This is a genomic window from Bradyrhizobium sp. Ken01 (assembly GCF_055807355.1).
This window is the reverse complement of sequence record NZ_JBVVPC010000011.1, coordinates 130,173-155,815: the sequence shown is the minus strand read 5'-3', so window position 1 is coordinate 155,815 and position 25,643 is coordinate 130,173. Positions and strand designations below refer to the sequence as shown.

Genomic DNA, 25,643 nt, shown 5'->3' with positions numbered 1-25,643 from the left:
TGGCGGGCTCCCAGCGCACTTGAACCCGCGATCCGCATGCCTTTCGACGTTCCAATGCGGGGGAGCGCCCCCATGCGGAGTAGGTCAGTCCGCTGAACATTCCAGATTCCCAATTGCGACAGCAGACGTGAAACTTCGCGCTGCTTCTTGGGGTTTTAGCACGCGCATCGTGCGGTTGTATTTACAATGAGTACTATCGTTTGTGTTGGTGAAGAATTTGTTCCTAAAGTTGACGGCGGCCCTCCAAATATGGAACCGACGGGCGCCCAGTTAAGCCGGAAAGAGAAGCTCCGGATTGAAGACCCAGAAGATGCCATTCAGGACACGACGGTCATTCACCCGTGGCACGCCGCGCGAGCTATCCGGCAACATCGGCTTAATGGCAAACCTCGTGCTTGATCTTTGGCGCGGTGAACGTGGATTTCGCTTTCCGAGGTTTGCCTGGCTCGGCTTTATCGTGTCGACCGCGGGACTGTTCTCGTACCTGGTCTTCGCAGGGCCCGGTTTGAACATCTCGCCCTGTACCTGCTCGCCACGGGTCTCGTCACAGCTGCGGCGCTGCTGCTCCTGAAAGAGTCGCGTTGCGACTTGGCCGGCCCGGAGCAGTTGCCTCAATCCTGAGCGCCCTGCCTGATCCGGCCATCAGCTGTCGAACATGATCACGCTGCGCAGCGTCTTGCCGGCCTTCATGTTGGCAAACCCTTCGTTGATCTCGGAGAGCTTGAGCTTGGCCGAGATCCAGTCCTCCAGGTGCAGCCGGCCGCGCAGGTAAAAATCCACCAGCCGCGGCATGTCGACGCGAAAATGGTTCGAGCCCATCGAGGAGCCCTGGATCCTGCGCTCGCGCAGGAAATCGAAGCCATGCAGCTCGATCTTCTGGCCGAACGGAATCATGCCGACGATGGTGGCCGTGCCGCCCGAAGCGAGCATGCCGAAGGCCTGCTCGGCGGTCTCCTTGCGGCCGAGCACCTCGAAGGAATGATGCACGCCGCCATTGGTGAGATCGCGCACCTGTTTCACGACGTCGCCGTCTGCCGGGTTGATGATGTCGGTCGCGCCCAGCTTGGTCGCGAGCTGGAGCTTGGCCGGATTGGTGTCGATGGCGATGATGCGGCCGGCGCCCGCGATCTGCGCGCCGTTGATCGCAGCCATGCCGACACCGCCGCAGCCGATCACGGCCACGGTCTCGCCGGCCGTCACCTTCGCCGTGTTCACGACCGCGCCGTAGCCGGTAATGACGCCGCAGCCGATCAGCGCCGCAAGATCGAGCGGCATCTCCTTCCGGATTTTGACGATCGCGTTCTCGTGCACCAGCATCTGCTCGGCGAAGGACGAGAGGTTGAGAAACTGATGCAGCTTCTCGGAGCGGGCCCATTGCATCCGGTTGGACGCCCCCGGCAGCAATTTCACCGTGGTGTCGGTGCAGAGCACAGTGCGGCCCGTGGTGCAATTGTCGCAGGTGCCGCAGAACACGGACAGGCAAGTGACGACATGGTCGCCCGGTTTCACATAGGTGACGTCGGAGCCGACCTGCTCGACGATTCCGGCCGATTCGTGCCCGAGCACCGCGGGCAGCGGATGCGGATAAAGGCCTTCCATGAAGTGCAGATCGGAGTGGCAGAGGCCTGCGACCGAGGTCCGGATCAGGACCTCGCGCGGGCCGGGCTTCGGCAGGCTGACATCCTCGATGACCAGAGGCTTGTTGACTTCATGGAGGACGGCGGCCTTCATCGAGCACTCCCTATCGCTTTTTTTGCTTTGAACGTGGGTGCAGCCTACGCCGCCAGGACCAGTTCGCCAACCTCGCTCATATCAGCTGCGCGGTCGCCGAGCAGCAGCGTGGCAATCTTCTGCTGCGCGGCATTTTCCGTCAGCCGGAACGGATCGCTCGGCGACACCCGGTGGTCGACCACCAGCCGCGACAACAACAGCCTTCGCGCATCGCCGCGCATGTCGTGAATACGATGTGCCTCCCAGGCGAGCGCCACGGCACTGGCGACATGATAGAGCAGGCTGGTGGCGCGGCGCGCATCGGCTTCGTTTTCGGATTTGGCCGCGACCTCGCGCGCAAAACCGACCGCGCGATCGGTGAGGCCGCGGAGCCGGTCGCGCCAGGCCTGCGGCACCGAGGGGCTGTCATCGAGGCGGGCGTGCAGATCGGCGGCGAGCGCGAATTCGGCGCCGTGGCGGCCGACCGCGCGCCTCAGCGCATCAATCGCGACGATGTTGCCGGTGCCTTCCCAGACCGAACCGAGATGCGCGTCGCGGAGCAGGCGGGCGGTCGCGAACTCCTCGATATAGCCGATGCCGCCGCGCATCTCGAGCGCATCGCCACAGACCTTTCGTGCATCGCGGGTGGCGCGGAATTTCAAGGTCGGCGTCAGGATGCGCAGCAGTGCGGCTGCATCCTGGCTGCCGGCCTCGGCGCGGTCGAGCGCGTCCGCAGTGAGAAAGCTCATCGACAACGCTTGCTCGACCGGCAGCATGATTTTCAGCATCTGGCGCCGGCCCAGCGGCAGGTCGATGATGCGGTTGCCGAACACCACGCGATTTTTTGCCACCGTCATCGTGTCATGGTAGGCGCGGCGCATCAGCGCGGTGGACTTCACGCCATTTGAAAGCCGCGACGAGTTCACCATCTCGGCCATCTGCACGAAGCCGCGGTCGAGCTTCCCGACCGCGTAGGCGATCGCGCCTTCGAGCTTGATTTCGCCCGAGGCCATCGAGCGCGTGCCGAGCTTGTCCTTCAGACGCACGATCCGGTAGTGGTTCTGCGAACCGTCGTCGAGGAAGCGCGGCATCAGGAACAGGCCGACGCCGCGCGTGCCGGGGCCGGCGCCTTCAGGGCGCGCCAGCAGCATCACGATCTTTGCGTCGGCGTTCGAGCAGAACCATTTTTCGCCGGTGAGGCGCCAATGGTCGCCTTCCTGCATCGCCGTCGTGGTCAGCGTGCCGACGTCGGAGCCGCCTTCCTTCTCGGTCATGAACTGGCCGCCCTGGGTCAGCTTGCTCATGTCGGTCTGGGTCAGGCCGTCGAGATATTTCGCCTTCAGCGCGTCGCTGCCGAAATTCGCGAGCAGCTTGGCGCAGCCGTCGGTGACGTTGATCGGGCAGCCCATGCCGAATTCGGTCTGGTTGAACAGAAACGTGAAGGCGTGCTTGGCGACGACGGGATATTTGTCCGGCCAGCCCATGATGCCCTTGCGGATCGAGAGCGCGTGGATGCCGAACTCGCCGAAGGCTGCCTTCTCCAGCTCGCGATAGGCCGGGTGGTATTCGATCCACTGCACGTCGCGGCCGAACTTGTCGCGATGGTGCAGCACCGGCGTGTGCCGGTCGGCGAGCCGCGCGCAATCGTCGAGATGTCCGCCGGCGAGTTCGCCCAGCCGATCGAGATGCGGCTCGATATGGCGGAATAGCGTCTCCGGCAGATGGATGCGCAGGAGATCGGTGAGTGCCTGATCGGCGCGGTAGAAATTCATGCCGGTGGTGTCGGGCGCCAGCAGTCCGGATGGTGCGGCCGCGACCTGTTTTGGCTGCGCGGGGGCCGGCTGTCGCATGATCGTCCTCTTCGTTTCCGCCTTGCGGCCATTTTGCGCTGATTTGGCGCTTGCCGCTTGAGATGATGTCGATCATGCTCCAGTCGCGAAAGCGGATAAAGCCGCAAATTGTCAGGGAGGCATGATCGCCGCGTGGGAGCAATTCGCCCTGCGGAATTGTGATCGCCCGGCTGGTTGTCCGCGCGGACCGTGCATAGATCAGCGGCTTCCCGTCTTCGAGAGATCACGTCATGGAACACCCGAAATACAAGATCGCCCTCATCGTCGGTGCGGGCGAAGGCCTGAGCGCCTCGCTGGCGCGGCTATTGTCCGCCCAGGGCATCCGCGTTGCGCTGGCCGCGCGAAAAATCGAGAAGCTCGGCGCGCTCTGCAGCGAGACCGGCGCCAAGGCCTATGCCTGCAACGCCATCGAGCCTGATGAGGTCGAGCGCCTGTTCGGCCTCGTCGAACGCGAGATCGGCACGCCCGATTTGGTCGTCTACAACGCCAGCGGTCGGGCGCGCGGGCCGTTCGTCGATCTCGTTCCGGCCGACGTGGCGAACGCCATTGCGGTCAGTGCCTATGGCGCCTTCCTGGTGGCGCAGCAGGCGGCCAGGCGCATGCTGCCGAACCAACACGGCGCGATCCTGTTCACCGGCGCCTCGGCCAGCGTCAAGGGCTACGCGCAATCCGCGCCGTTCGCGATGGGCAAGTTCGCACTGCGCGGGCTCGCGCAGAGCATGGCGCGCGAATTGTCGCCGCAAGGCATCCATGTCGCGCATTTCGTGATCGATGGCGGCATCAGGAGTGCAGCGCGCACGGAAGCGCCGGACAAGCCGGATTCGATGCTCGATCCCGATGCGATTGCGGAGAGCTACTGGAACGTGTTGCAGCAGCCGCGCAGCGCCTGGAGCTGGGAGCTGGAGCTGCGGCCGTGGGTGGAGAAGTTTTGAAGGCAAGCTGCCGTAGGATGGGCAAAGGCGCATAGCGCCGTGCCCACCATCAACGACGAAACAGCAATGGTGGGCACACTTCGCTTTGCCCACCCGACAAGGGCGGGAATCATGACCACGGAAATCACCATCGATACCGGCACCAGTGAACTCCTGTGCGTGATCCGCGATCGCGTCGCATTGATCACGATGAACCGGCCCGAGGCGCGCAACTCGCTGTCGGACGCGCTGACCCCGGCGCTGCGCACCATGATCCGCTCCTGCGGCGAGAACCCCGATGTCGGCGCGCTGCTGATCACCGGCGCGGGCGAAGCGTTCTGCGCGGGCGGCAACGTCAAGGGCATGGGTGCGCATCGCGACCCCAAGAAGCTGGAGATGTCGCAGGAAGATCGCATCGCCGATCTCCAGGAGCGGCAACGCCTGCTCACCGGCGCACTGGTCTCGGTGCGCAAGCCGACCATCGCGGCATTGCCGGGGCCGGCGGTCGGCGCGGGGCTCGCCATCGCCATGGCCTGCGACATCCGCATTGCCGCGCAATCGGCCTTCGTGGCCACCGGCTATGCGCGCATCGCGCTCAGCGGCGATTATGGCATCGCGTGGCTGTTGACGCGCCTCGTCGGTACCGCGCGGGCGCGCGAGCTGCTGTTCACCGGCGATCGGGTCGATGCTTCCAGGTGCGAGGCCATCGGCCTCGTCAACCGCGTGGTGCCCGACGACAAATTGCAGGCGGAGGCCTTCGCACTGGCTAAATCCCTCGCTGGAGGTCCGCGCCTCGCGCTGCGCTACATGAAGGACAATCTCGACGAGGCCCTGCTGTTCGACTTCGAGACCGCGCGCGATCACGAAGCCGAGCGGCTGGTCCGCCTGACCACGACCGCCGATCACAAGGAAGCGGTGCAAGCCTTCATCGAGAAACGCAAGGCGGTGTTCACGGGGAAGTAGCGGCGAAAAAAAGCCCGGCTCCGTTTGACCAGAGCCGGGCTCGAGTGGTGTCAGGCCGAGGCTGAGGGGCTATCGGCCTGACGGGAAAGAGCGACGAGGCGCCAGCTCGCGCAGGGAATGTCCTTCGGCGCGACGGAAATCTCCTTGTCGAAGCGCACCAGCTTCCAGTCGTCCGGATGATTGACGAAGGCGAAGCTCGATTTGCGCGCGAGCGAGATCATGGCCGCGTTGGAGCGCAGCGTGTCGCCGAACATGTGGTCGGCGCCAAGCGCGGCCGCGCGGCATTCGAGATTCTTCATCAGCGCGGTGGCGATGCCCTGGCCCTGCCGGCGGTCCGCAACCGACAGGCCGAATTCAAGCGTCGCGGTTTCGGCATGCAGTGCGTAGCGCGCTTCGGCGACGATGGTCTCGAAGCCGTCGACCATCATGGTCGCCACCACGGTAAAACGTTCGCGCTCGCCGACCTGAAGGAATTCCTGCAGGAGGCCCTGCGGCAGTTCGCTCATCGCACCGAAGAAGCGGTTGTAGCGGGAGCGCGTCGGGAGCGAGCGAAAATAATACTGGAGCTCCTCGGTGTCGCGCGGCTCGACGAAACGAACGCGCAGCGCCTCGCCGTGCCGCGTGCGCAACGTGTCCGAATATTGCTTCAGATCTTCCAGGCGAAGGGTGCTCATGGCACGCGCCCCAAGGGGACCAAAGGGAAAGGAGACCGCCGGCGCCCCACAGTCAGGCGGCGCCGGCCTGGCGGCCAATCAGGCCCGCCAAAAGGGTTTGTCGGCCTCGTAGGCCACATCGCTCCAGGACAGCCCGACGTCCTGAAGGTCACGCGCGGACCAGTTAGTAAGCTCCCGGCGGGTCCGGTAGCGCTCGTGCCAGACGTGAAGGGTCTCGCCGATCTGGTGGATCAGGCCGGGTGCATGATGATTTGTCATCGAATTCTGGGTCAGAGTAGACATTTTCAGCTCCTTGAGCTAACTTGACCGCTAATATCTGCCTGCTGATGCACTGCGACAAACGACAATTTGTACTCTTTCGCATGAAATAACGTCATGTATCCTGCTGCCAGATGACTGCCAGATTGCCCTCCCTGAACGGATTGCGGGCCTTTGAGGCCGCCGCGCGGCATCTCAGCTTCACGCTGGCCGCGTCCGAGCTGAACGTGACCCAGACCGCGATCAGCCATCAGATCCGCAGGCTTGAGGAGGAGCTCGGCATCCGGCTATTCGTCCGGCAGAACCGCGCGCTGACGCTGACGCCGGAGGCGCGCGACTATTTGCCGGGCGTCCGCGCCGCCTTCAACGACCTTCGCCTCGCCACCGACCGGCTGCTGCGCAAGGACGACGACAAGGTTCTGACGGTCTCGACGCTGGCATCGCTTGCCGCAAAATGGCTGCTGCCGCGGCTGACCGATTTCCAGGAGCACCATCCCGGCATCGACGTCCGCATCACCACCTCGACCGGCCTCGTCGACTTCCAGCGCGACAATGTCGATGCCGCGATCCGCTACGGCCGCGGCCAATGGCCGGGTCTGCGCGCCGACTGGCTGATGGCGGACGAGCTGTTTCCGGTCTGCAGCCCGTCTCTCTTGCGCGGTGACAAGCCGTTGCGCTGTCCCGAGGACCTCAAGAGCCACATGCTGCTGCACACCTCCAACGCCAACAGCGACGACTGGCGGCTGTGGTTGACGGCGGCGGGTCAGCCGGCCGACATCGCCAGGCAGCCCGGCATCACCTTCGACATGATCTTCATGACCATCCAGGCCGCGATCGACGGCATCGGCGTCGCGATGGGGCGGACCTCCTACGTCCAGGACGACATCGCCAAGGGCCGGCTCGTCGTCCCCTTCAAGATCGCGCTGCCGGCCGATGCCGGCTTCTACCTGGTCGCGCCGGAGGGCCGCCGCGAGGCGCCGAAGCTCGCCGCATTCCGCGACTGGATGATCGCTGCAACGCAGAATAAAGCCTGAGATCGTGCCGGCGCAGTCCGCGCCATCTGCTTCGCTACAGGTCCACCACGACGTAATCGCTCTCGACTTTCACCGGTATCGTCTCAGCAACGTACGGCCCCTTCACCACGCTCGTACCCGGCTCGACATGCGCGGGATAAGCCTTCACCCGGAAGCGGCGGGGGTCGCAGTAGGACTGGCCGGTGCGGATGTCGAACTCCCAGCCATGCCAAGGGCAGCGAATGATCTCGCCGAGCTTGGTGTATTCGATCTCGCCCGGATCCGTCGATTGCGCGAGCCCGATCAAGGGTCCCTCGCACAGCGCCGCGCCCTGATGCGGGCAGCGGTTCATCAGGCCGAAATATTCACCCTTGATGTTGAAGATTGCGATCGGCCGTCCGTCGATCTCCAGAAATTTTCGCGTGCCGGGCGGCAGCTCGTCGACCGCGGCAATCACATGCCGCGCCATCAAGCGATCCCGTACAGCTTCTTCGCATTGCCGAGATAGAAGGCCTCGCGGTTGTCGTCGCTGACGCCTGCGGGCAGCACGCGCGAGGGTTCGTCATAATCCCAATGCGGATAGTCGGTCGCGAACAGCAGCCGATCCCAGCCGATCCACTTGATGACGTCGAACAGATCCTCGCGCCGCTCCGGATCCTCCATCGGCTGCGTGGTCCACCACACCTGCTCGCGGATATATTCCGACGGCGGCCGTTTGACATGCGGCACCTCGCTGCGCAGGCGCTGCCAGACCTTGTCGAGCCGCCATGCCAGCGACGGCGCCCAGCCGAAGCCGGCCTCGATCATCACCATCTTCAATTTCGGGAAACGCTCGAACACGCCCTCCAGCACCAAGCTCGCGAGCGCCGATTGCTGGCACTGCGAATGGCCGACCATTTCCTCGATGTAATAGGAAGGCCAGCCCGACGGCGTGATCGGGTTGCCGCCGAAGCCGAAGGCGTGGACGCCGACGGGAAGGCCGGCCTCTTCCGCAGCCTGATAGATCGGCCAGTAGCGACGCTGGCCGAGCGGCTCGACATTGCGGCTGAGCAGCAGCACCTGCACGAAATTCTTGTCGCCGGCGCGCTCGCGGATCTCCGCGGCGGCCGACAGTCCGTCCTCATTGCCGACGACGATGGAGGCCTTCAGCCGCTTGTCCTTGCTGGTCCATTTGTCGATCTGCCAGTCGTTGATCGCCGAGCACAAGGCAGCCGAGAGCTCGTGATTGCGGATGCCTTGCCCGGTGTTGAGCGGATTGAGCACGCCGAGCTGCACGTTGTGGGGGTCGAGCAGCTGCTTCTGCATGAAGGACAGCGAGGAGCCCTGCGGCCCGCCTTCCGGCGGATAGGCGTCGCGGCGCGAGGCGTTGGGCTGGGCCTTCGGATAGGGCGGACCTTCCATCATGCCTTGATAGGCATGGACGCCGTAGACTTCGAGATGATGCTGCCAGCGTTTGGCGAGGTAAGGATAGAGCTCGGCGCGGGTCGCGCGTGCCGGATGGATGTCGCAGTCCGCGATCGCGGTTTTGACGGTCAGTGGGGAAGCGGCTTCGGAGCTTTCGCGGAACTGAATATTCATCGCCTTGCCTCCTTTGGCAGCGGCTAAGTCAGGCGGGGATAGGTCGCATGCGGATTATCGATCATGATCTTGCGCACGAGATCGGGGGTGAGACCTGCGGGCAGCGCCTCCTGGCCGTCGAACTGCCAGTGCGGATAGTCGGTGGAGAATACGACCAATTCGTCCGACTGCATATGATCAAACAGGCGAATTAATGTCGCCTCATCCGGCGGCGCATCGAATGGCTGTAACGAAAAGCGGATGTTGCTGCGCACAATGTCCAGCGGCGCGCGATCGACCCACGGCGTCTCCATCCGCACGCCGCGCCAGAACTTGTGCAGGCGCCAGAGAAATGGCGAGATCCAGGACACCCCGGATTCCAGCATCACCATTTTCAGCAACGGATATTTGGCGAACACGCCCTCGACGATCAGGCTGGTGAGCTGGGTCTGGAACGCCTGGGCCTGACCGGCATAATCCTCGATGTGGTAGGAACCCCACCCCACGGCGGTCGGCGGATTGTGATAGGCGGAACCGGCATGAATGCCGATCGGAAGGTCCAGCCGTTCTGCCGCCTCGTAGATCGGCCATAGCGCGCGCTTGCCGAGCGGCGTGTCGCCCATCACCAGCATCAGCACCTGCACGAAGCGGCGGTCCGCCGCACAGCGCTCGATCTCGGCGACGGCCTTCTCGACGCTTTGGGTGGGGATCACGATGGAGCCGCGCAGCCGCGTATCGCGATCAAGCCATTCCTTCACGAGCCAGTCGTTCAGTGCGCTGCAGAAGGCGGCCTGCAGATCCTCGGAAAACACCATCTGCACGCCATAGAGCGGATTGCAGATGGCATGGGAGAGCTGAAAGGGATCGAGCACATGGCGCTGCATGTCCGCCCGGCTTTCGCCCGGCTTGCCGCTTTCGGGGCGCCAGTCGGGCCGCGCCGTGATCGGCGAGTTCTGCGGGTAGGATTGCGAGATGAGATCGACCATGCCGCGCGTCGTCACCTGATCGCGCCAATAGTCGTTCAGGTACGGCAGCAGGCTGGTCAGATGCGGCACGGCCGGATGCACATCGCAATCCACTCCGCCGGCGATCAGGGACGCCATGACGTGTCCTTCACGTTTCCTCGTCGCGTCGTCTCGCGGGCGGCGCTTGGTCTTGACCGCCATTCAAGCAGGCCTGCCCGTTGGCTGCAACTCGGCCAACGGCGCTGTCATATGCTAGAAAGGCCGAGCTCGGTTGCGAAGGCATAAGGGGTCAAGGCATGAAAGAGCTCGTCGGCATTGCGGAACAGGTCGCAGCGAAATTGATCGCGCGCAAACAGACCATTGCCGTGGCGGAATCCTCGACCGGCGGCCTGATCTCGGCCAGCCTTCTCGCGGTCCCCGGCGCGTCCGCCTATTTCCTCGGCGGCGCCGTGGTCTACACCCGCGATGCCAGGCGCGTGCTGATGGATATTGCGGACGAAGGAATGAAGGGCTTTCGCTCCTCGTCGGAGCGCTACGCGCAGCTGCTGGCCGAGCAGATGCGCAGCCGTTTCAACTGCGATTGGGGCCTGTCCGAAACCGGCGCCGCCGGCCCCACCGGCAATCGCTACGGCGATGCGGCGGGCCACAGCTGCATGGCGGTCGCCGGGCCCGCGGTCGAGGTGATGACGCTGGAGACGGGCAGCAACGACCGCTTCGCCAATATGCAGATATTTGCAGCGACAGCGCTGAAATTGCTGTTGAAGAATCTGGAGCGGTGACCTCGTAGCGCCGTCGCAATGGCGAACGCATCAATCGTCGAACATCTTCGGCGGCACGAACCCGCCGAACTCGCGTTCGATCAGCTCGGCGAGCTTCAGCGGCGTGCGGTCCTCGAGGAAAGGCCCGATGATCTGCACGCCGACCGGCAGGCCGTCCTTCGACAGGCCGAGCGGAACGGCCGTTGCCGGCAGGCCCGTCAGCGTGGCGATGCCGGGCCAGGCAAGCTGGTCCGGATAGGCGTGGTCCTTGCCATCGATATTGATCCGGCGCTTTTCCTGCTCCGGCGAATGATCATGCGGATAGGCCGGCGTGGGCATGATCGGACAGATCACCGCATCGAATGTCCTGAACAATTGCCGCCATTGCGCGCGCAGGCCGGCGCGGGCGCCTTCGTCGAACACCCAGGCCTGATGTGTGCTGGTCATGCCACGCAGCCGCTCGGCAGCAAGACTCTTGTCGTCGGGCGAGAGCTGCGCCGCTCCGGCACGCGCGCCGGCGAGAATGTCCGGCGGAGAGAAGGCGCCCAGAAAGCCCATCAGCATGCGCATGTAGAGGCGGGAGGCTTCTGTGAAGTCGGGAAACAGCGGGCTTTCGCGGGTGATGCTCGCACCTGCGCCCGCCAATTGTTTCGCCAGCTTCTCGATCGCGCTGCGAATGTCGGCATTCGCAGGCAGTAGCGGGTGGCTGTCGATCACCAGCACACGGAAATCCTTCAACGCACGGTGTCGCGCCTCCGGCAGCGCGAGCTTGTATCCGACGCCGAGGTCCAACGGATCGGGGCCTGCCATCACATCCAGGAGCAGGGGCAGGTCGACGGCGCTCCGCGCCATCGGACCGATCACCGCCATATCGCGCTCCATCGGGATGGCTGGCAATGGCGGCGGCGTGTGGCCACGCGTTGGACAGAGATTGTAGGTCGGTTTGTGCGCATAAACCCCGCAATGGAAGACGGGCACGCGCAGCGAGCCGCCGATGTCGGACCCGAGCGAGAGTGGTCCATAGCCCGTCGCGAGCGCCGCAGACGAGCCGCCCGACGAGCCACCCGGCGTGCGGCCGAGATCGAATGGATTGTTGGTCGTGCCGTAGATCTCGTTGTAGCTCTGCCAATCCGCCAACCCCACTGGCACGTTGGTCTTGCCGAGGATGACGCCGCCGGCCTCCTTCACCCGGGCGATCGACAGCGCGTCCTCCGCCGGCTTGAAATCCTTCTGCGGCGTCCAGCCCCAGGTCGTCGGCAGGCCGGCGATGTTGAAGGATTCCTTGATCGTCATCGGCAGTCCGAGCAGCGGCTTGCGATCGCCGCGGGCCAATGCGGCGTCCGCCTCGCGTGCGGCGTCCAGCGCGCGGTCGAAATCCCGCACGCAGATCGCGTTGACCTTGCCGTCGTGCCGTTCGATGCGGTCGATCGCATCCTGCGTGAGCTCGACCGCGGAAACCTTCTTCGCGGCCAACGCGGCCGACAGCGCGACCGCGCTCTTGAAGCTCCATTCGGATTTGGCCATGGCGCATCTCCTGTTCTTATTGTCGAACGATGATGCGCAGTTTGGCCCAGCACCGCAACCGCCGTTTGATCGCGATTGACATGTGAGCAAGACGGAACGCGGTGAGCCAAGCAACCACTCGCAGTCATCGCCCGGCTCGGGTGATCCAGTATTCCAGCGAGGCCGATCGGACGCGGGGAGGTCGCGGCGTACTGGATGCCCCGCCTTCGCGGGGCATGACACCGAGAGTGAGGCTGTTACGCCGCTCCGATCAATATCCCCACCGCCAGCACGATCGCGCCGCCGAGGACGATCTGGAACACGGCCTGGAGGAACGGTGTATCCATGTAGCGCGCGCGGATGAAGGCGATTGCCCACAATTCGAAGAACACGACAATTCCGGCAATTCCGGTCGCGATCCAGAATGCGTTGGCCCAGCGATCGGGCACGAGGTAGGGCAGGGTGTGCCCAAGCCCGCCGAGCGTCGTCATCAAGCCGCAGGTGAGACCGCGCAGCCAGGGCGAACCACGCCCGGTCAGCGAGCCGTCGTCGGACAGCGCTTCCGCAAAACCCATGCTGATGCCGGCGCCGATCGAGGCGGCGAGGCCGACCAGAAATGTTTGCCAGTTCTGATGCGTCGCGAAGGCAGCCGCGAACAGCGGCGCCAGCGTCGAGACCGAGCCGTCCATCAGGCCGGCGAGACCTGGTTGCACATATTGCAACACGAACATGCGCCGGTTGGTGCGGTCTTCCTCGGCGCGCACGTCAGAACTCAGGATCTGGTCCGTCAGCTTCGCCGCCACCTCTTCGTGGCCCTTCTCAGCCTCGGCCAGATCGCCGAGCAGGCGGCGCACGCCGACGTCCTGCGCCTGCTCAGCCGCCTTCACGTAAAAGCGCTCGGCCTGCAATTCCATTGTCTCGACTTCCCTGCGGACGGTGTCGAGCGGCAGGTTCTTGGTGAGCCAGACCGGACGACGGCGCAGGAAGCCTTTGACATCCTCGCGGCGGATCGGGGGCAAATGCGGACCGAAGCGCTGCTCGTACATTTCCAGCAGCATGTGACGATGGCCGCGCTCTTCCTCGGCCATCTGCTCGAAGATCTTGGCGGAGTCCGGATAGCGCTCCTTCAGGTCTTCGGCGAAGCTCATATAGATGCGGCTGTCCTCCTCCTCGGAGGAGATCGCGACCGCAAGCACCTCGCGCTCGGTCAGATCGGCAAAATTCTTCACGGCGGCCCTGTCTGATTAGTTTAGAATAGTTCTAAATTATATAGGGCGCCGAAGTTCCCGGGTCAAATCACGCCGCGGCTCTTCGCCAGGAAATCGAGCAGCAGGCGGCTCACCTCGGCCGGCTGCTCCTGCTGCACCCAGTGACCGGCGCCGTCGACGAGGTGGCAGCCGAGCAGCTTCGTACAGGTTCGCGCCTGCATCGCCTCGAACACGCCGGGACGCTGATAGGTGCCCCAATCCTGCTTGCCCGAGATGAAGCAGGAGGGGACGTCGATGGTGCGGCCGGCCAGCAATTCGAGCTGGCTGTTGAATGCACCCGATGTGCCGCAGCGATACCATTGCAGGCCGCCCTGGAATCCGGTGCGGCCATATTCGGCGCTGTAGTAGGCGAGCTCGCGGTCGGGGAGCCATTGATTGGCCGCGATCGCGGCCGGCGAGGGCATCTCCTTCGCAACCGTCTCGGCCATGGTCTCGTTCAGGTCCATCACATAATAGGTCGGCAGCTTCGCCAACTCGTTCGCCGACCACGATTTCAGCGGATACGGCTTGTTGTCGGTCCAGTCCGCGCTCTTGTGATGATAGTAGGCGCGCAGGAAATCATGCACGCCTTGCGGCGCGCAGTGCATATCGGCATTCGCCGGGCGTGTCGCATAATACCACTGATAGTGCTTGCGTGGACGCGGCAAGGCGGCGAGCTCGCGATGCACGGGGTCTTCGGCCGGGGGCTTTGCCGGCGTGTCGACCGTGTTGAACGGCAGCGGCGGCGCTCCGCCGAACGGCGCGCTCATCATCGCCACCGAACGGAACACGTCGGGCCGCATCAGCGCGCACCAGGCCGCGACCGGGCTGCCGAAATCGTGGCCGACCACATCGACCTGCCTGTAGCCGAACGCCGACACCAGCCCGAGCGCATCCCGCACCAGGTTGAAGAGCGAAAACGGTGCGAGATCGCCGTCGTACTCCGCGCTCCATCCCGTCGTCCGGCCATAGCCGCGCTGGTCCGGCGCGATCACGTGATAGCCGGCCGCGCTCAGCGCCGGCATCACCTTGCGCCAGGAAAAAGCGAGCTCGGGAAAGCCGTGCAGCAGCAGGATGCAGGGCCGTCCCTTGGTCTCGAAGCCGGCCTCCAGCACGTGCATGCGCAGGCCGTTGATGTCGTCGACATAGCGTGAGCGAATGCCGGCGGGGAGCGGGATCTCGGGGAGGTCGGTCATTGCTTTCTCCACACGGGTGGAATCGTAGGGTGGGCAAAGGCGCGCTTTGCGCGCCATGCCCACCATCATTCTATAACGCGTTTGGCATGGTGGGCAGGCTTCGCTTTGTCCACCCTACGGCATCTCGGCTAGATCACACCGCCGCGCAGACGAAGCCGCTGCCCTTGCGCTTGATCTTCCCCACTGACGGCGACGGGAAATGCGCGGTGCAGCACAGCGTGTCGGTGTCGCAATAGCGTTCCAGGAAGCTGCGGCGCGTCGTTGCCGCCTTGGCCTGATCGAGGTCGAACTTGACCGACAGCTCCGGATAGAGCGTCTGGATCGGCGAGTGCATGAGGTCGCCGGAGAACACGGCGTCGTCCCTGCCGCGGCCCATCGTGATGGCGATATGGCCCGGCGTGTGGCCGGGCGTCGGCAGAATACGAACGTGATCGCCGATCTGGTGATCGTTGCCGACGAGCTCGTGGCGTTTGGCCTCGACCACCGGCAGCACGCTGTCCACGAAGGGGGCCACCTCCGCCTTCGCGTTCTGCTCGGTCCAGTGATCGAATTCCTGCTTTGCGAACACGTAGCGCGCTTTCGGGAAGGTCGGCACCCAGCGGCCATTATCCAGCCGCGTGTTCCAGCCGACGTGATCGACGTGCAGATGCGTGCACATCACGAAGTCGATGTCGTCGACCGAGAATCCGGCGGTGTTGAGACCGCGCAGATAGGTGTCGTCGGTCTTCATGTTCCATTTCGGCCGCTGCGGCCGGGGCTTGTCGTTGCCGATGCAGCTGTCGACCAGAATGGTGTGGTGCGGCGTCTTGATCACATAGGACTGGAAGCACAGCATCAATGTGTCGCTGTCATCCAGGGCTTTCGCCTCCCTCATCCATACGCGGTTCTCGGCCAGCAGCTCCGGTGTCAGCCCCGGCAACATCTCCAGTGCCGGCACAAACGAGGTTTCCTGCTCGATGATGCGATGGATGGTGAGATCGCCGACCGCGTATTTCAGGCTCATGAGAACTCCGAAGAGTTAAGCCGCGGGCGGCACCGAGATATTCACGGAGGGCCGCTCCAGCATCTTCTGGTGGAAGGCGTCGAGCTTCGGATAGGCCTTGCGCCAGCCGCAATCGGCGAAGCGGAAGTCGGCATAGCCGAGCACGCAGACGAGGCCGATCTGCGAGATATCGAACGGGCCGTTCAGCACTTCAGGCATGTTCTCGAAGCGCGCCATGCCGATCCAGGCCCGGTTCCAGTGGTCGTCCGACCACGCCTGCCATTGCAGGCCCTGCGGCCGCACCATCTTCTCGTAGCGGCACAGCAGCATGGAATCGAGCATGCCGTTGATCAGGGCATGATTGGTCTTGGCCTTCCAGCGCCGCGGACCGTAATCGGGGATCAGGCTGCCGCCGGCCATCTCGTTGAGATATTCGACGATGACGTAGGAGTCCAAAATAACATCGCCGTCATTGGTGATCAGCACCGGCAACTTCTTCAGCGGCGTGATCTTCGAATAATCCTCGTTGGCCGTGCCGGGCGCGACGGTCGCCGGCGTGAACTCGATCTTGTCGATCAGCCCGAGCTCGATCGCGGCGATGCGCACCTTGCGGGCGAAGGGGGATGCGGGGGAGAAGGTGAGCTTCATGGGACAATTCCCTGCGATCGGTCTTGAGCAAACGGTGTCTCCTCCGTCATGGCCGGGCTTGACCCGGCCATCCACGCGCTTCCGCGTGGTTAGACTGTGAGACGTGGATGCCCGGGACAAGCCCGGGCATGACGGCGAGTGTTGCGCTGGCCGCGGCTTACGCCGCGACGATCTCCTGGCGCTGTTCGCCGAGGCCTTCGATGCCGAGCGTGATGACGTCGCCGACATTGAGGAAGGTCGGCGGCTTCATGCCGAGGCCGACGCCGGGCGGGGTGCCTGTCGTGATGATGTCGCCGGGCAGCAGCGTCATGAACTGAGAGACATAGGAGATGCACTTGGCCATCGAGAAGATCATGGTCTTGGTCGAGCCGGTCTGACGGCGCTGGCCGTTGACGTCGAGCCACATCGGCAGGTTCTGCACGTCCTTGATCTCGTCCTTGGTGGCGAGCCAGGGGCCGAGCGGGCCGAACGTGTCGTGCGACTTGCCCTTGGTCCACTGACCCAGGCGCTCGATCTGGAAGGCACGCTCGGAGACGTCGTTGCAGACGCAGTAACCGGCGACGTGGTTGAGCGCGTCGGCTTCCGAGACGTATTTTGCGCGCGTGCCGATGATCGCGGCGATCTCGACCTCCCAGTCGAGCTTGGTCGAGCCGCGCGGCTTCTCGACGGCATCGTTCGGGCCGGACAGCGAGGTGTTGGCCTTCATGAAAATGATCGGCTCGCTCGGGATCTCGGCGCCGGTCTCCTTGGCGTGGTCGCTGTAGTTGAGGCCGATCGCCACGAATTTCGACATGCCGGTGACGGGGGCGCCGAACCGCGGCTTGCCGGAGACGGCGGGCAGCGAGGCGGGATCGAGCGCCGCCAGCTTCTTCAGGCTTTCGGGCGAATAGGCCTCGCCGGTCAGGTCCTTCACATGCGCCGACAGGTCGCGCAACTGGCCGGATTTGTCGATCAGGCCGGGCTTTTCCGCACCCTTCTCGCCATAACGAACAAGCTTCATTCTCGTTTCTCCCTAAAATGGACCGATCGGTTAAACAGCTTCATGGAACAGGGCGGCGGGAAATTCAACCGCTCAAAGAGGGCGCATTGCAGCCCTCTCAATTCCGGAGGTGAATACGCCGGCTTGCGGGTCTCGTGCCCCGGACGCTGCGCAGCATGAAATGCTGCGCCGCTGAGCCGGGGCCCATTTTGCAGCATTCTGGGTCCCGGCTCAGCGGCGCAACGTTGAACGTTGCACCGCGTCCGGGACACGGAGCTCACCCCAGCGCCTCGAACCTGAATGCGTCCCCGTCCCGCCTGATGTGCCCGGCCGAAAAATGCCCGCCGATCACCAGCGTCGGGGTGTCGGCAAACCGGCCGAACAATTCGCGCCGCGTCGCGGCAGATCGGCTCTGATCGGAATCCGCGGTCGAGGACCAGCCGAGATGCGCCATCTGGCAGGGATGATGGGCGACGTCGCCCGTCAGCAGTCCCTGCTCGCCGTCCGACTGGATCAGAATGCTCATATGCCCGGGGCTGTGGCCGGGGGTCGGGATCATGCTGATCTCGTCGCTGAGCCGGTGGTCGCTCGGGATCAACTCGGCCCGGTCGGCATCGACGATCGGCTTCACGGAATCGTCAAACACGGCCCGCTTGTCCGGCTCGGTGGAATGGTCGCGCCAATGCTCATACTCGGTCTTGCCGAAGACGTAGCGCGCGTTGGGGAAGGTCGGCACCCATTTGCCGTCGAGCCATTTCGTGTTCCAGCCGACATGGTCGACATGAAGATGCGTGCACAGCACGGTATCGATGCTGTCGGGCGGAAAGCCCGCCGCAATCATCGTCTCCAGGAAAGGCGTGGTGCGATTGTTCCAGGTCGGGACGTTGCGGCCCTGCTTGTCGTTGCCAAGCCCGGTATCGACCACGATGCGGCGCGTCGGCGTCTCCACCACCAGCGAATGGATCGACATTTTCAGCCGGCCCTCTTCGGTGGCGAAATGCGGGATCAGCCAGGGCAGCTTCTGGACTTCTGCATTGCTCGCCAAGGGCAGAATGAAGCGGGTCGAGCCGACCGTCTCCAATTCCACGACCTTGGTTATTTTGACCCTGCCGACCTTCCACTGCATCCGGCGCATCCTCATGTTCTTGCTTTGGCGCGGAACATGCGCAGTTTCGCCGTCAGGCGCAATGGATCATCTGACGCGGTGCGGCGTTATCGCGGGAACCCAGGGAAAGACAAAGGGCCAGCCATGCCAGAGCTCGCAATCTCCGCGGACAAGGTCGCCTTCATCATCGAAAAGGCGCGTGAATTCGACGTCAAGCAGGCGGATTCCGATCCGGATTCCGGCTCGAACGCCACTGACGACGACGCGGTCGACGTCCTCGAGGATGACGGCTCCGATCCGGTCGTCAACGAACTCGGAAGTTTCATCGTCGCCATGAACGAAGACGAGCAGATCGATCTCGTCACGCTGACCTGGCTCGGCCGCGGCGACGGCACGATCGACGATTGGGACGATTTGCGCGCACGCGCCGTGGAGGCGCGCGCCGAGTATCGCAGTCCCCGGCGCGAGACGGCGCATTATCTGCTCGGTGAGCCGATGCTGGGCGATCTGCTCGCCGACGGGCTCGACGAATTCGGCATCGACTGGACCGACGGAAACCCAGTCGCCGATTCATCCAGTCCGAGCCAGCGGGACGAAGACGAGCCCACCAAGCAACAGCGGTGATCCCGGCCGATACTAGCGCGCGCAGTCGACGACCACGGTGCCGAGCTTGTCGCCTTTCTCGACGGCGACATGGGCCTGCGCCGTCTCCGACAGCGCAAACTGCGCCGCGACATTGTGGATTCGGGGCCCCGCTGCCAGCCATTTCGAGATGTCGGCCTGCGCCGCCGCAAGCAACGCGGGCGGCAGCGCGAACAAGACGAGCGAGCGGAGCGTGATGCACTTCTCCATCAGCTCGCGCATCGGCACGGTCGGCGTGCGGTTGCCGTTCGTGGCGTAGACCGCGATTGTCGAGTTCATTGCCATCAACTTCAGGGTCGTCGCGATGTTGCCGCCGAAATCGACATCGACCAATCGGTCGACCCCGCGTCCGTCGGTGAAGGCCATCGCCTTGGCAACGACATCTTCGTCCCTGTAATTGACCACGAGATCGGCACCGGCCTGTCGCGCCTGCTCGCCTTTCATCGCCGAGCTGACGGTCGCGATCACCTGCGCGCCGCCCCATTTCGCGAGTTGCACGGCGTAATGCCCGACTGCACCCGCGCCGCCGGTGACCAGCACCGACTTGCCGACGATCGGCCCGTCCGCGAACAGCGAGCACCACGCCGTCATGGCGGGAATGCCCAGCGTCGCGCCTTGCGCAAAAGAGAGATTGTCCGGCAGCGGCGTCACCAGATGCTCGGCAAGCGCGATATGTTCGGCCGCGGTGCCAAAGGCGCGGCCGTTGCGCTGGCCGTTGAACAGCCAGACCCTGTCGCCGATCTTGAACCGCGTCGCGCCATCGCCGGTCTGGTCGATAAAGCCCGCGCCATCGCTGTTCGGAATGACGCGCGAAAACTCCTTGGCGCGATAGCTGCCCCCGCGCCGGCCGACATCGGCCGGATTGACGCCGGAGGCTTCCAGGCGAATACGAACTTCGCCTGGACCTGCGACCGGCGTCGCCATCTCACCATAGGTGAGGACGTCCGCCGCCGGTCCTGTCTCCTCGTACCAGACCGCCCTCACAGCGTTCCCGGGAAGGCACCGCCATCGAGCAGAAGGTTCTGCCCGGTGATGAAGCCCGCCTTGGCGCCGCACAGGAATGCGCAGGCATAGCCGAACTCGTCGGGATCGCCGAAGCGGCCCGCGGGGTTGAGCTTGGCGCGCTCGGCCAGAACCTGGTCCGGCGTGATGCCGCGCTTCTCGGATTCCCCCTTCGCGGTGCTGCGCAGACGGTCGGTTTCGAACGGGCCCGGCAGCAGGCCGTTGATGGTGACGTTGTTGATCACGGTCTTGCGCGACAGGCCGGCGATGAAGCCGGTGAGGCCGGCGCGCGCGCCGTTGGAGAGACCGAGGATGTCGATCGGCGCCTTCACCGCGGCCGAGGTGATGTTGACGATGCGGCCGAATTTGCGCGCCATCATGCCGTCTACGGTCGATTTGATCAGCTCGATCGGCGTCAGCATGTTGGCGTCGATCGCCTTGATCCAGTCGTCGCGGGTCCAGTTGCGGAAATCGCCGGGCGGAGGTCCGCCGGCATTGTTGATCAGGATATCCGGCTCGGGGCAGGCCTTCAGCACGGCCTCGCGGCCCGCCGGCGTCGTGATGTCGCCGACGATCTCGGTCACGGTCACATCAGGATAGGCCTTGCGGATGTCGTCGGCCGTCTTCTTCAGGGCCTCGGCGCCGCGCGCGGTCAGCGTGACGTGTACGCCGGCCTCGGCCAGCGAGATGGCGCAGGCGCGTCCGAGGCCTTTGCTGGATGCGCAGACGATGGCGCGGCGACCTTTGATCCCAAGATCCACTGTTTCACTCCCGTAATGTCATGCAGGTTTTTAAGAAGCCGCCATTCTAGCCAACCTTGGCGCCGCTGATAAGGGATTGGCTCGCATCAAAATGCATGCACGCCTGCGCGGCGATGCAAATGCGCCTCATCAGATGCGCCGCTCCTGCTTGAGACGGTCGATCGCGGAGGCCGCCTCCGGCGGCAGCGACTTGAAGCCCATCCGGCCCACCGTCGAGAACAGCGGCCTCAGGTGCGAGCCGGCGAGAAACGGCGGCTGGCGGTTGGCCGGCACGATCTGGTCGAACACCAGCACCAGGGTCGTGGCGACGAGGCCGACCCTGATGGCGCCGAGGGCTGCGCCGCCGAGCCGGTCGCCGATGCCGGCCTGCCGTATCGTGTCGCTCAGCGCCAGACGGCCGAGACGTCCAAACAGCATGCCGACCACCACGAAGATGCCGAAGAACCAGATCCAGTTCTGCAGCAGCGGCGCATTCGGATTGCCCGCGACCTGCGGGACGATCAGCGGCATCAGCGCGACGGCAATGGGGGCGGCGAGGAGATAGGCCAGGATCGTCATGGCGCTGCCGAGCAGGCCGGTCCTGAAACCGAAGCCGATCGCGATTGCGAGCGCCGCATAGACGGCGAGATCGAAACTGTTCATGCGCGGGAGCCTGCCATGGAACGAGTGAACGCAGAACCGATCATTCCGGTTTCAGATCGTTAAAATCGTCTGTATTGATGGCCCCAAAGCTCAGGGAAAGCGCCCAAGGAAAGCGTCAAGGAAAACGTCATGTCAGACCTATTCGACGTCAGTCAGGAAACCATCCTCGTCACAGGTGCGAGCCAGGGCTTGGGGCGGCAATTTGCCAGGGTGCTGGCGGCGCATGGCGCGGCCGTCGCGCTCGCGGCGCGGCAGACCGACAAGCTGAAGAGCCTGGAAGACGAGATCCGCGGCAAGGGCGGCCGTGCCGCCGCCGTCGCGCTTGACGTCACCGACACCGCATCGATCGCCAGGGCCGTCGATGCCGCGGAAGCCGCGCTCGGCCCGGTCACGGTGCTGATCAACAATGCCGGCATCGCGATCGAAAAGCTCGCGACCGAGCAGACCGAAGCCGATTGGGACGCGGTGATCGGCGCCAATCTCAAGGGCGCCTATTTCCTCGCGACCGAGATCGCGCGCCGCATGGTCGCGCGCAAGCAGGCAGGCAACATCGTCAACATCGCGTCCGTGCTCGGCACCGGCGTGCCGAAGGCGCTGTCGCCTTACGCGATCTCCAAGGCCGGCATCATCCAGGCGACCAAGGCGATGGCGCTGGAGCTCGCGGGGCAGAACATTCGCATCAACGCGCTCGCGCCCGGCTACATCGACACCGAGATGAACCACGCGTTCTGGTCGACGCCGCCGGGCGAGCGCCTGACCAAGCGCATTCCGCAGCGCCGCATCGGCGCCGAATCCGATCTCGACGGCGCGATCCTGCTGCTGGCCTCGAAGGCCTCGCGGTACATGACGGGCAGCGTAGTGACGGTGGACGGCGGGTTCTTGCTGAATTGATTGACTGTCGTCCCGGACAAGCGCAGCGAAGCGGAGCGCAGATCCGGGACCCATAACCACAGGGAGCAGTTTGGCGAAGACTCGTGGTTACCATCTCACGCCGCAGCTACTCCCTGGGGTTATGGGTCCCGGATCTGCGCTTACGCTTGTCCGGGACGACGGCGGAGTATGAGGCGGCAGCTTCAATACCACCGCATCTCGCCCCTGATCATATCCGCCGCCTTCTCCCCGATCATGATGGTCGGCGCATTGGTGTTGCCGCCGATCAGCGTCGGCATGATCGAGGCGTCGACGACGCGCAGGCCTTCCATGCCGTGCACCTTCAGCGCCGGATCGACCACGGCCATCGCGTCAGTGCCCATCTTGCAGGTGCCGATGGGATGATAGACGGTGTCGACACGCGCGCGCAGGATGGCGCGGATGTCGTCGTCCGTTCTCACGTCGGACGTGAACATGTCCTTCTTCTGCAACGCGCGCATGGCGGGCGTCTCCATCAGCCGTCGCGTGGTCTTGAAGCCCGCGACCATCGTCTCGAGATCCTCTGCCTCGCCCAAGAAATTCGGATCGATCATCGGCGCCGCCAGCGGATCGGCGCTTTTCAGCCAGACGCTGCCACGGCTCTTCGGTCGCAACAGGCAGACGTGGCACGAGAAGCCCGCCTCCTTGTGCTTCTTGCGGCCGTGATCGTCGAGCATCGCGATGATGAAGTGCAGCTGGATGTCGGGCACATCGAGATCGGCCCGGGTCTTCAGGAAGCCGCCACACTCGGCGAAATTGGTGGTCATCAGGCCGCGCCGCTCCCCGCGGTAGCGCTGGATGGCGCGGAGCAGGGATGGCAGCCGGCCGAGCGATGAGTGGACGAAGTGCGGGTAGTCGGAGGCGTAGACGAACACGAAATCCGGATGATCCTGCAGATTGCGTCCGACGCCCGGCAAATGACGCATGACGCCGATCCCGTGCGCGGCGAGCGCCTCGCCGTCGCCGATGCCCGACAGCATCAGCAATTGCGGTGACTGGAAGGCACCGGAGGCGAGGATCACCTCGCGCCGCGCGCGCAGCTGCTTTGTCTGCTTGCCCTGGACGTATTCGATGCCGACCGCGCGCCCGCCTTCGAACAGGATGCGCGTGGCATGCGCCTGCGTCTCGACACGCAGATTCGCGCGCTTGCCCATGTGCGGATTCACATAGGCGCGCGCCGCGCTCCAGCGCTCGCCATTGTGCTGCGTCACCTGATAGCTGCCGAGCCCTTCGTGGTCCTCCGCATTGAAGTCCTCGCGGATGCGGAACTGCGCCTCGCGCGCGGCCTGATGAAAGACGTCGTGGATCGGATTGTCCGCGCGCAGTCTGTTGACATGCAGCGGGCCGTCCTTGCCATGATACGCACCGTCGAAATCGGCGTTGTTCTCCGAGCGCCTGAAATAGGGCAGGACGTCCGCATACGACCAGCCGGCATTGCCGAGCGAAGCCCAGTGGTCGTAGTCCCATTTGTTGCCGCGGATGTAGACCATGGCATTGATCGCCGAGGACCCGCCGAGCCCCTTGCCGCGCGGTTGATAGCCGATACGGCCGTTCAATCCCTTCTGCGGCACGGTATCGAAGCCCCAGTTCGCGGCCTTGTATGGCAAGGCGAGCCCGAACGGCGTGGTGATCCGCCAATTGTCGTTCCGTCCGCCGGCATCGAGCAGCGCCACGGATGTCCCCGCATCCTCCGACAGCCGCCCCGCCACCGCGCAGCCGCCGGAGCCCGCGCCCACGACGACGAAATCCAATGTGTCAGTCACTGATGTTCCCCCGTTATCGTCATTCCGGGGCGATGCGGAGCATCGAACCCGGAATCTCGAGGTTCCGGGTTCGCTTCGCGCCCCGGAACGACCACCCCTACGACATGAACCGCATCATCTTCTCCAGCCGCGCGATCTTGCCGCCATAGGGCGGATAGAGGTCGGCGAGGCGGTTGAATTTCGAGCGATAGAACACCGGCTTCAGCTTGCTGAAGGTGCGAAAGCCCCATTCGCCGTGATAGGCGCCGGTGCCGGATGCGCCGACGCCGCCCATCGGCTGGTTGATTTGCGCGAAGTGGAACAGGCAGTCGTTGATGGTGACGCCGCCGGAGATGGTGCGCGCCAGCACCTCGTCGCGCGCATTGCGGTCCTTGCCGAACCAATACAGTGCCAGCGGTCGCTCGCGGGCGTTGACGAAGGCGATGGCATTGGCCGGTTCGCGATAGCCGAGCACGGGGAGCACCGGGCCGAAAATCTCCTCCTGCATCACCGCCATCTCTGCGGTCGCGCCCACGATCAGCGTCGGCGGGAATTTGCGGTGCGCCTTCCAGTTCGGATCGTCCGCCTTCGCGGGCTGCAGGATCTTTGCCCCGCGACGTGCCGCATCCGCGACGAGATTCTCCAGCCGGGCATAGTGCCGGTCGGAGATCACGGAGGTGTAGTCCTTGTTGGAGGGGTCGGTGCCGAACATGCGTCGCATCTGCGCGCGCACTTTCTCGGCGAAGGCCTGCAGCGAGCGTTCGGGCACCAGCACATAATCGGGCGCGATGCAGGTCTGCCCGGCATTGAGCAGCTTGCCGTAGGCGATGCGCTCGGCGGCCTCTTCGAGATCGGCCGAGGCGTCGATGATAACAGGCGACTTGCCGCCGAGCTCGAGCGTGACCGGCGTCAGATTGCGCCCCGCGGCCTCCGCCACCAGCCGCCCCACCCGGGTCGAGCCGGTGAACACCAGATGATCGAACGGCAAGCTCGCGAAGGCCTTTGCGATCTCGTCCTCGATGCCGGTGACGAGCACTTCCGCAGCGTCGAACCGCGCGGCGACCGTCTCCTTCAGCAGGCTTGCGAAATGGGCGACGTGCTCGCTCGGCTTGATGATGACGCGGTTGCCGGCGGCGAGTGCGCCGATGGCGGGCGCGAGCGTCAGCTGCAGCGGGTAATTCCACGGCGCGATGATGCCGACGACGCCGAGCGGCTGCGGCATCAGCCGGTTGCGCGCGGGCAAAAATTGCAGCGCCGTCGAAACGCGCTGCGGCGCCATCCAGCTCTTGAGGTGTTTCGTGGCATGACGGATCTCGGAGAACACCATCATGGTCTCGGCGATATTGGTCTCGACCGCGCAGCGGTGGCCGAAATCGGCCGAGATCGCCTGCCGGAAGCGCTCCTCGTTGTCGGCAACGACAGTGCGCAGCCGCGCCAGCCGGTCGAGCCGCTCGGCAAGGCCAGGCGCCGGCTCGGCCCGCGACCGCGCGACCATGGCGTGGAAGGCGTCTTCGACGGCCCGAAGCGGGGCGCTCGGCGGGGGATGGTCCAGGGGGCGATCGGAGGGGCGATCCGAGGGACGTTCCAAGGCGTGGTCCATGGCGTTCTCCCCTTTTAAGTGGCGTT

25 protein-coding genes are annotated in these 25,643 nt (G+C 64.5%); 6 read left to right on the top strand and 19 right to left on the bottom strand.

Annotation, left to right across the window (positions count from 1 at the left end):
* Positions 1–642: 642 nt before the first annotated feature.
* Together AC0L3S_RS14035 and AC0L3S_RS14030 are read right to left on the bottom strand one after the other, a co-directional pair.
* Positions 643–1,731 (bottom strand): Zn-dependent alcohol dehydrogenase, encoded by a 1,089-nt coding sequence (locus tag AC0L3S_RS14035; protein WP_219682968.1) that lies wholly within the window; start codon positions 1,729–1,731, stop codon positions 643–645.
* Positions 1,732–1,775: 44 nt separating this feature from the next.
* Positions 1,776–3,560: an acyl-CoA dehydrogenase family protein gene (locus tag AC0L3S_RS14030; protein ID WP_473279458.1), complete on the bottom strand. Its 1,785-nt coding sequence runs from the start codon at positions 3,558–3,560 to the stop codon at positions 1,776–1,778.
* Between the two features lie 230 nt (positions 3,561–3,790).
* Here AC0L3S_RS14030 and AC0L3S_RS14025 point away from each other — a divergent pair, with 230 nt between their 5' ends.
* Both AC0L3S_RS14025 and AC0L3S_RS14020 read left to right on the top strand, forming a co-directional pair.
* Positions 3,791–4,492 carry an SDR family NAD(P)-dependent oxidoreductase gene (locus tag AC0L3S_RS14025; RefSeq protein ID WP_473279457.1) on the top strand — a complete coding sequence of 234 codons (702 nt, stop codon included), beginning with the start codon at positions 3,791–3,793 and terminating at the stop codon, positions 4,490–4,492.
* A gap of 111 nt (positions 4,493–4,603) precedes the next feature.
* Positions 4,604–5,434 carry an enoyl-CoA hydratase gene (locus AC0L3S_RS14020; protein WP_473279456.1) on the top strand — a complete coding sequence of 277 codons (831 nt, stop codon included), beginning with the start codon at positions 4,604–4,606 and terminating at the stop codon, positions 5,432–5,434.
* 50 nt (positions 5,435–5,484) lie between these two features.
* Here the strand turns inward: AC0L3S_RS14020 and AC0L3S_RS14015 are convergent, their stop codons facing one another.
* Together AC0L3S_RS14015 and AC0L3S_RS14010 are read right to left on the bottom strand one after the other, a co-directional pair.
* Entirely contained in the window at positions 5,485–6,108 is a 624-nt protein-coding gene (locus tag AC0L3S_RS14015; RefSeq protein ID WP_473279455.1) for a GNAT family N-acetyltransferase, read from the bottom strand.
* A gap of 78 nt (positions 6,109–6,186) precedes the next feature.
* The gene (locus tag AC0L3S_RS14010) at positions 6,187–6,390 is read right to left on the bottom strand and encodes a DUF1127 domain-containing protein (RefSeq protein ID WP_007599575.1); all 204 of its coding nucleotides are present in this window, start codon (positions 6,388–6,390) and stop codon (positions 6,187–6,189) included.
* A gap of 110 nt (positions 6,391–6,500) precedes the next feature.
* Here AC0L3S_RS14010 and AC0L3S_RS14005 point away from each other — a divergent pair, with 110 nt between their 5' ends.
* Positions 6,501–7,400, top strand: a complete 900-nt coding sequence (locus tag AC0L3S_RS14005; protein WP_473260915.1) for a transcriptional regulator GcvA — start codon at positions 6,501–6,503, stop codon at positions 7,398–7,400.
* A 34-nt stretch (positions 7,401–7,434) separates the two neighbouring features.
* On the opposite strand, the gene AC0L3S_RS14000 is transcribed toward AC0L3S_RS14005, so the two are convergent.
* The 3 genes from AC0L3S_RS14000 to AC0L3S_RS13990 are packed head-to-tail and all read right to left on the bottom strand — an operon-like array spanning position 7,435 to position 10,039.
* Positions 7,435–7,848, bottom strand: coding sequence for a Rieske (2Fe-2S) protein (locus AC0L3S_RS14000; RefSeq protein ID WP_473279454.1), 414 nt, complete (start codon positions 7,846–7,848; stop codon positions 7,435–7,437).
* Entirely contained in the window at positions 7,848–8,957 is a 1,110-nt protein-coding gene (locus AC0L3S_RS13995) for an amidohydrolase family protein (RefSeq protein ID WP_219682963.1), read from the bottom strand. The genes AC0L3S_RS14000 and AC0L3S_RS13995 overlap by 1 nt, the downstream gene beginning before the upstream one ends.
* 23 nt (positions 8,958–8,980) lie before the next feature.
* The gene (locus tag AC0L3S_RS13990) at positions 8,981–10,039 is read right to left on the bottom strand and encodes an amidohydrolase family protein (RefSeq protein WP_473279453.1); all 1,059 of its coding nucleotides are present in this window, start codon (positions 10,037–10,039) and stop codon (positions 8,981–8,983) included.
* A gap of 158 nt (positions 10,040–10,197) precedes the next feature.
* Here AC0L3S_RS13990 and AC0L3S_RS13985 point away from each other — a divergent pair, with 158 nt between their 5' ends.
* The gene (locus AC0L3S_RS13985) at positions 10,198–10,680 is read left to right on the top strand and encodes a CinA family protein (protein WP_473279452.1); all 483 of its coding nucleotides are present in this window, start codon (positions 10,198–10,200) and stop codon (positions 10,678–10,680) included.
* Positions 10,681–10,710: 30 nt separating this feature from the next.
* On the opposite strand, the gene AC0L3S_RS13980 is transcribed toward AC0L3S_RS13985, so the two are convergent.
* From AC0L3S_RS13980 to AC0L3S_RS13950, 7 genes are all read right to left on the bottom strand, one after another.
* Positions 10,711–12,183, bottom strand: a complete 1,473-nt coding sequence (locus AC0L3S_RS13980; RefSeq protein ID WP_473279451.1) for an amidase — start codon at positions 12,181–12,183, stop codon at positions 10,711–10,713.
* 236 nt (positions 12,184–12,419) lie between these two features.
* Complete coding sequence (gene mbfA / locus AC0L3S_RS13975) at positions 12,420–13,391, bottom strand: iron exporter MbfA (RefSeq protein ID WP_007605213.1); 972 nt, start codon at positions 13,389–13,391, stop codon at positions 12,420–12,422.
* Between the two features lie 62 nt (positions 13,392–13,453).
* Positions 13,454–14,605: an alpha/beta hydrolase gene (locus AC0L3S_RS13970; RefSeq protein ID WP_473279450.1), complete on the bottom strand. Its 1,152-nt coding sequence runs from the start codon at positions 14,603–14,605 to the stop codon at positions 13,454–13,456.
* Between the two features lie 133 nt (positions 14,606–14,738).
* Positions 14,739–15,608, bottom strand: coding sequence for an MBL fold metallo-hydrolase (locus AC0L3S_RS13965; RefSeq protein WP_473279449.1), 870 nt, complete (start codon positions 15,606–15,608; stop codon positions 14,739–14,741).
* A gap of 15 nt (positions 15,609–15,623) precedes the next feature.
* The gene (locus AC0L3S_RS13960; RefSeq protein WP_473260900.1) at positions 15,624–16,235 is read right to left on the bottom strand and encodes a glutathione S-transferase family protein; all 612 of its coding nucleotides are present in this window, start codon (positions 16,233–16,235) and stop codon (positions 15,624–15,626) included.
* Between the two features lie 157 nt (positions 16,236–16,392).
* Positions 16,393–17,235 carry a fumarylacetoacetate hydrolase family protein gene (locus tag AC0L3S_RS13955; protein ID WP_007599594.1) on the bottom strand — a complete coding sequence of 281 codons (843 nt, stop codon included), beginning with the start codon at positions 17,233–17,235 and terminating at the stop codon, positions 16,393–16,395.
* A 256-nt stretch (positions 17,236–17,491) separates the two neighbouring features.
* On the bottom strand, positions 17,492–18,340 hold the full coding sequence (locus AC0L3S_RS13950) for an MBL fold metallo-hydrolase (protein WP_473279448.1): 849 nt from the start codon (positions 18,338–18,340) through the stop codon (positions 17,492–17,494).
* A gap of 123 nt (positions 18,341–18,463) precedes the next feature.
* Between AC0L3S_RS13950 and AC0L3S_RS13945 the strand changes: the two genes are divergently transcribed.
* Positions 18,464–18,943 (top strand): DUF3775 domain-containing protein, encoded by a 480-nt coding sequence (locus AC0L3S_RS13945; protein WP_473279447.1) that lies wholly within the window; start codon positions 18,464–18,466, stop codon positions 18,941–18,943.
* A gap of 12 nt (positions 18,944–18,955) precedes the next feature.
* Here the strand turns inward: AC0L3S_RS13945 and AC0L3S_RS13940 are convergent, their stop codons facing one another.
* From AC0L3S_RS13940 to AC0L3S_RS13930, 3 genes are all read right to left on the bottom strand, one after another.
* The gene (locus AC0L3S_RS13940; protein WP_473279446.1) at positions 18,956–19,945 is read right to left on the bottom strand and encodes an NADPH:quinone reductase; all 990 of its coding nucleotides are present in this window, start codon (positions 19,943–19,945) and stop codon (positions 18,956–18,958) included.
* Positions 19,942–20,724: an SDR family oxidoreductase gene (locus tag AC0L3S_RS13935; protein ID WP_473260892.1), complete on the bottom strand. Its 783-nt coding sequence runs from the start codon at positions 20,722–20,724 to the stop codon at positions 19,942–19,944. Before AC0L3S_RS13935 ends, AC0L3S_RS13940 begins: the two co-directional genes overlap by 4 nt.
* Before the next feature lie 129 nt (positions 20,725–20,853).
* Entirely contained in the window at positions 20,854–21,366 is a 513-nt protein-coding gene (locus tag AC0L3S_RS13930) for a CvpA family protein (protein ID WP_473279445.1), read from the bottom strand.
* A gap of 129 nt (positions 21,367–21,495) precedes the next feature.
* On the opposite strand from AC0L3S_RS13930, the gene AC0L3S_RS13925 reads away from it, so the two are divergent.
* On the top strand, positions 21,496–22,257 hold the full coding sequence (locus AC0L3S_RS13925; RefSeq protein WP_473279444.1) for an SDR family NAD(P)-dependent oxidoreductase: 762 nt from the start codon (positions 21,496–21,498) through the stop codon (positions 22,255–22,257).
* 182 nt (positions 22,258–22,439) lie between these two features.
* Here the strand turns inward: AC0L3S_RS13925 and AC0L3S_RS13920 are convergent, their stop codons facing one another.
* Positions 22,440–24,038, bottom strand: coding sequence for a GMC family oxidoreductase (locus tag AC0L3S_RS13920; protein ID WP_473279443.1), 1,599 nt, complete (start codon positions 24,036–24,038; stop codon positions 22,440–22,442).
* A gap of 97 nt (positions 24,039–24,135) precedes the next feature.
* The gene (locus AC0L3S_RS13915; RefSeq protein ID WP_473260883.1) at positions 24,136–25,617 is read right to left on the bottom strand and encodes a coniferyl aldehyde dehydrogenase; all 1,482 of its coding nucleotides are present in this window, start codon (positions 25,615–25,617) and stop codon (positions 24,136–24,138) included.
* Positions 25,618–25,643 lie beyond the last annotated feature (26 nt).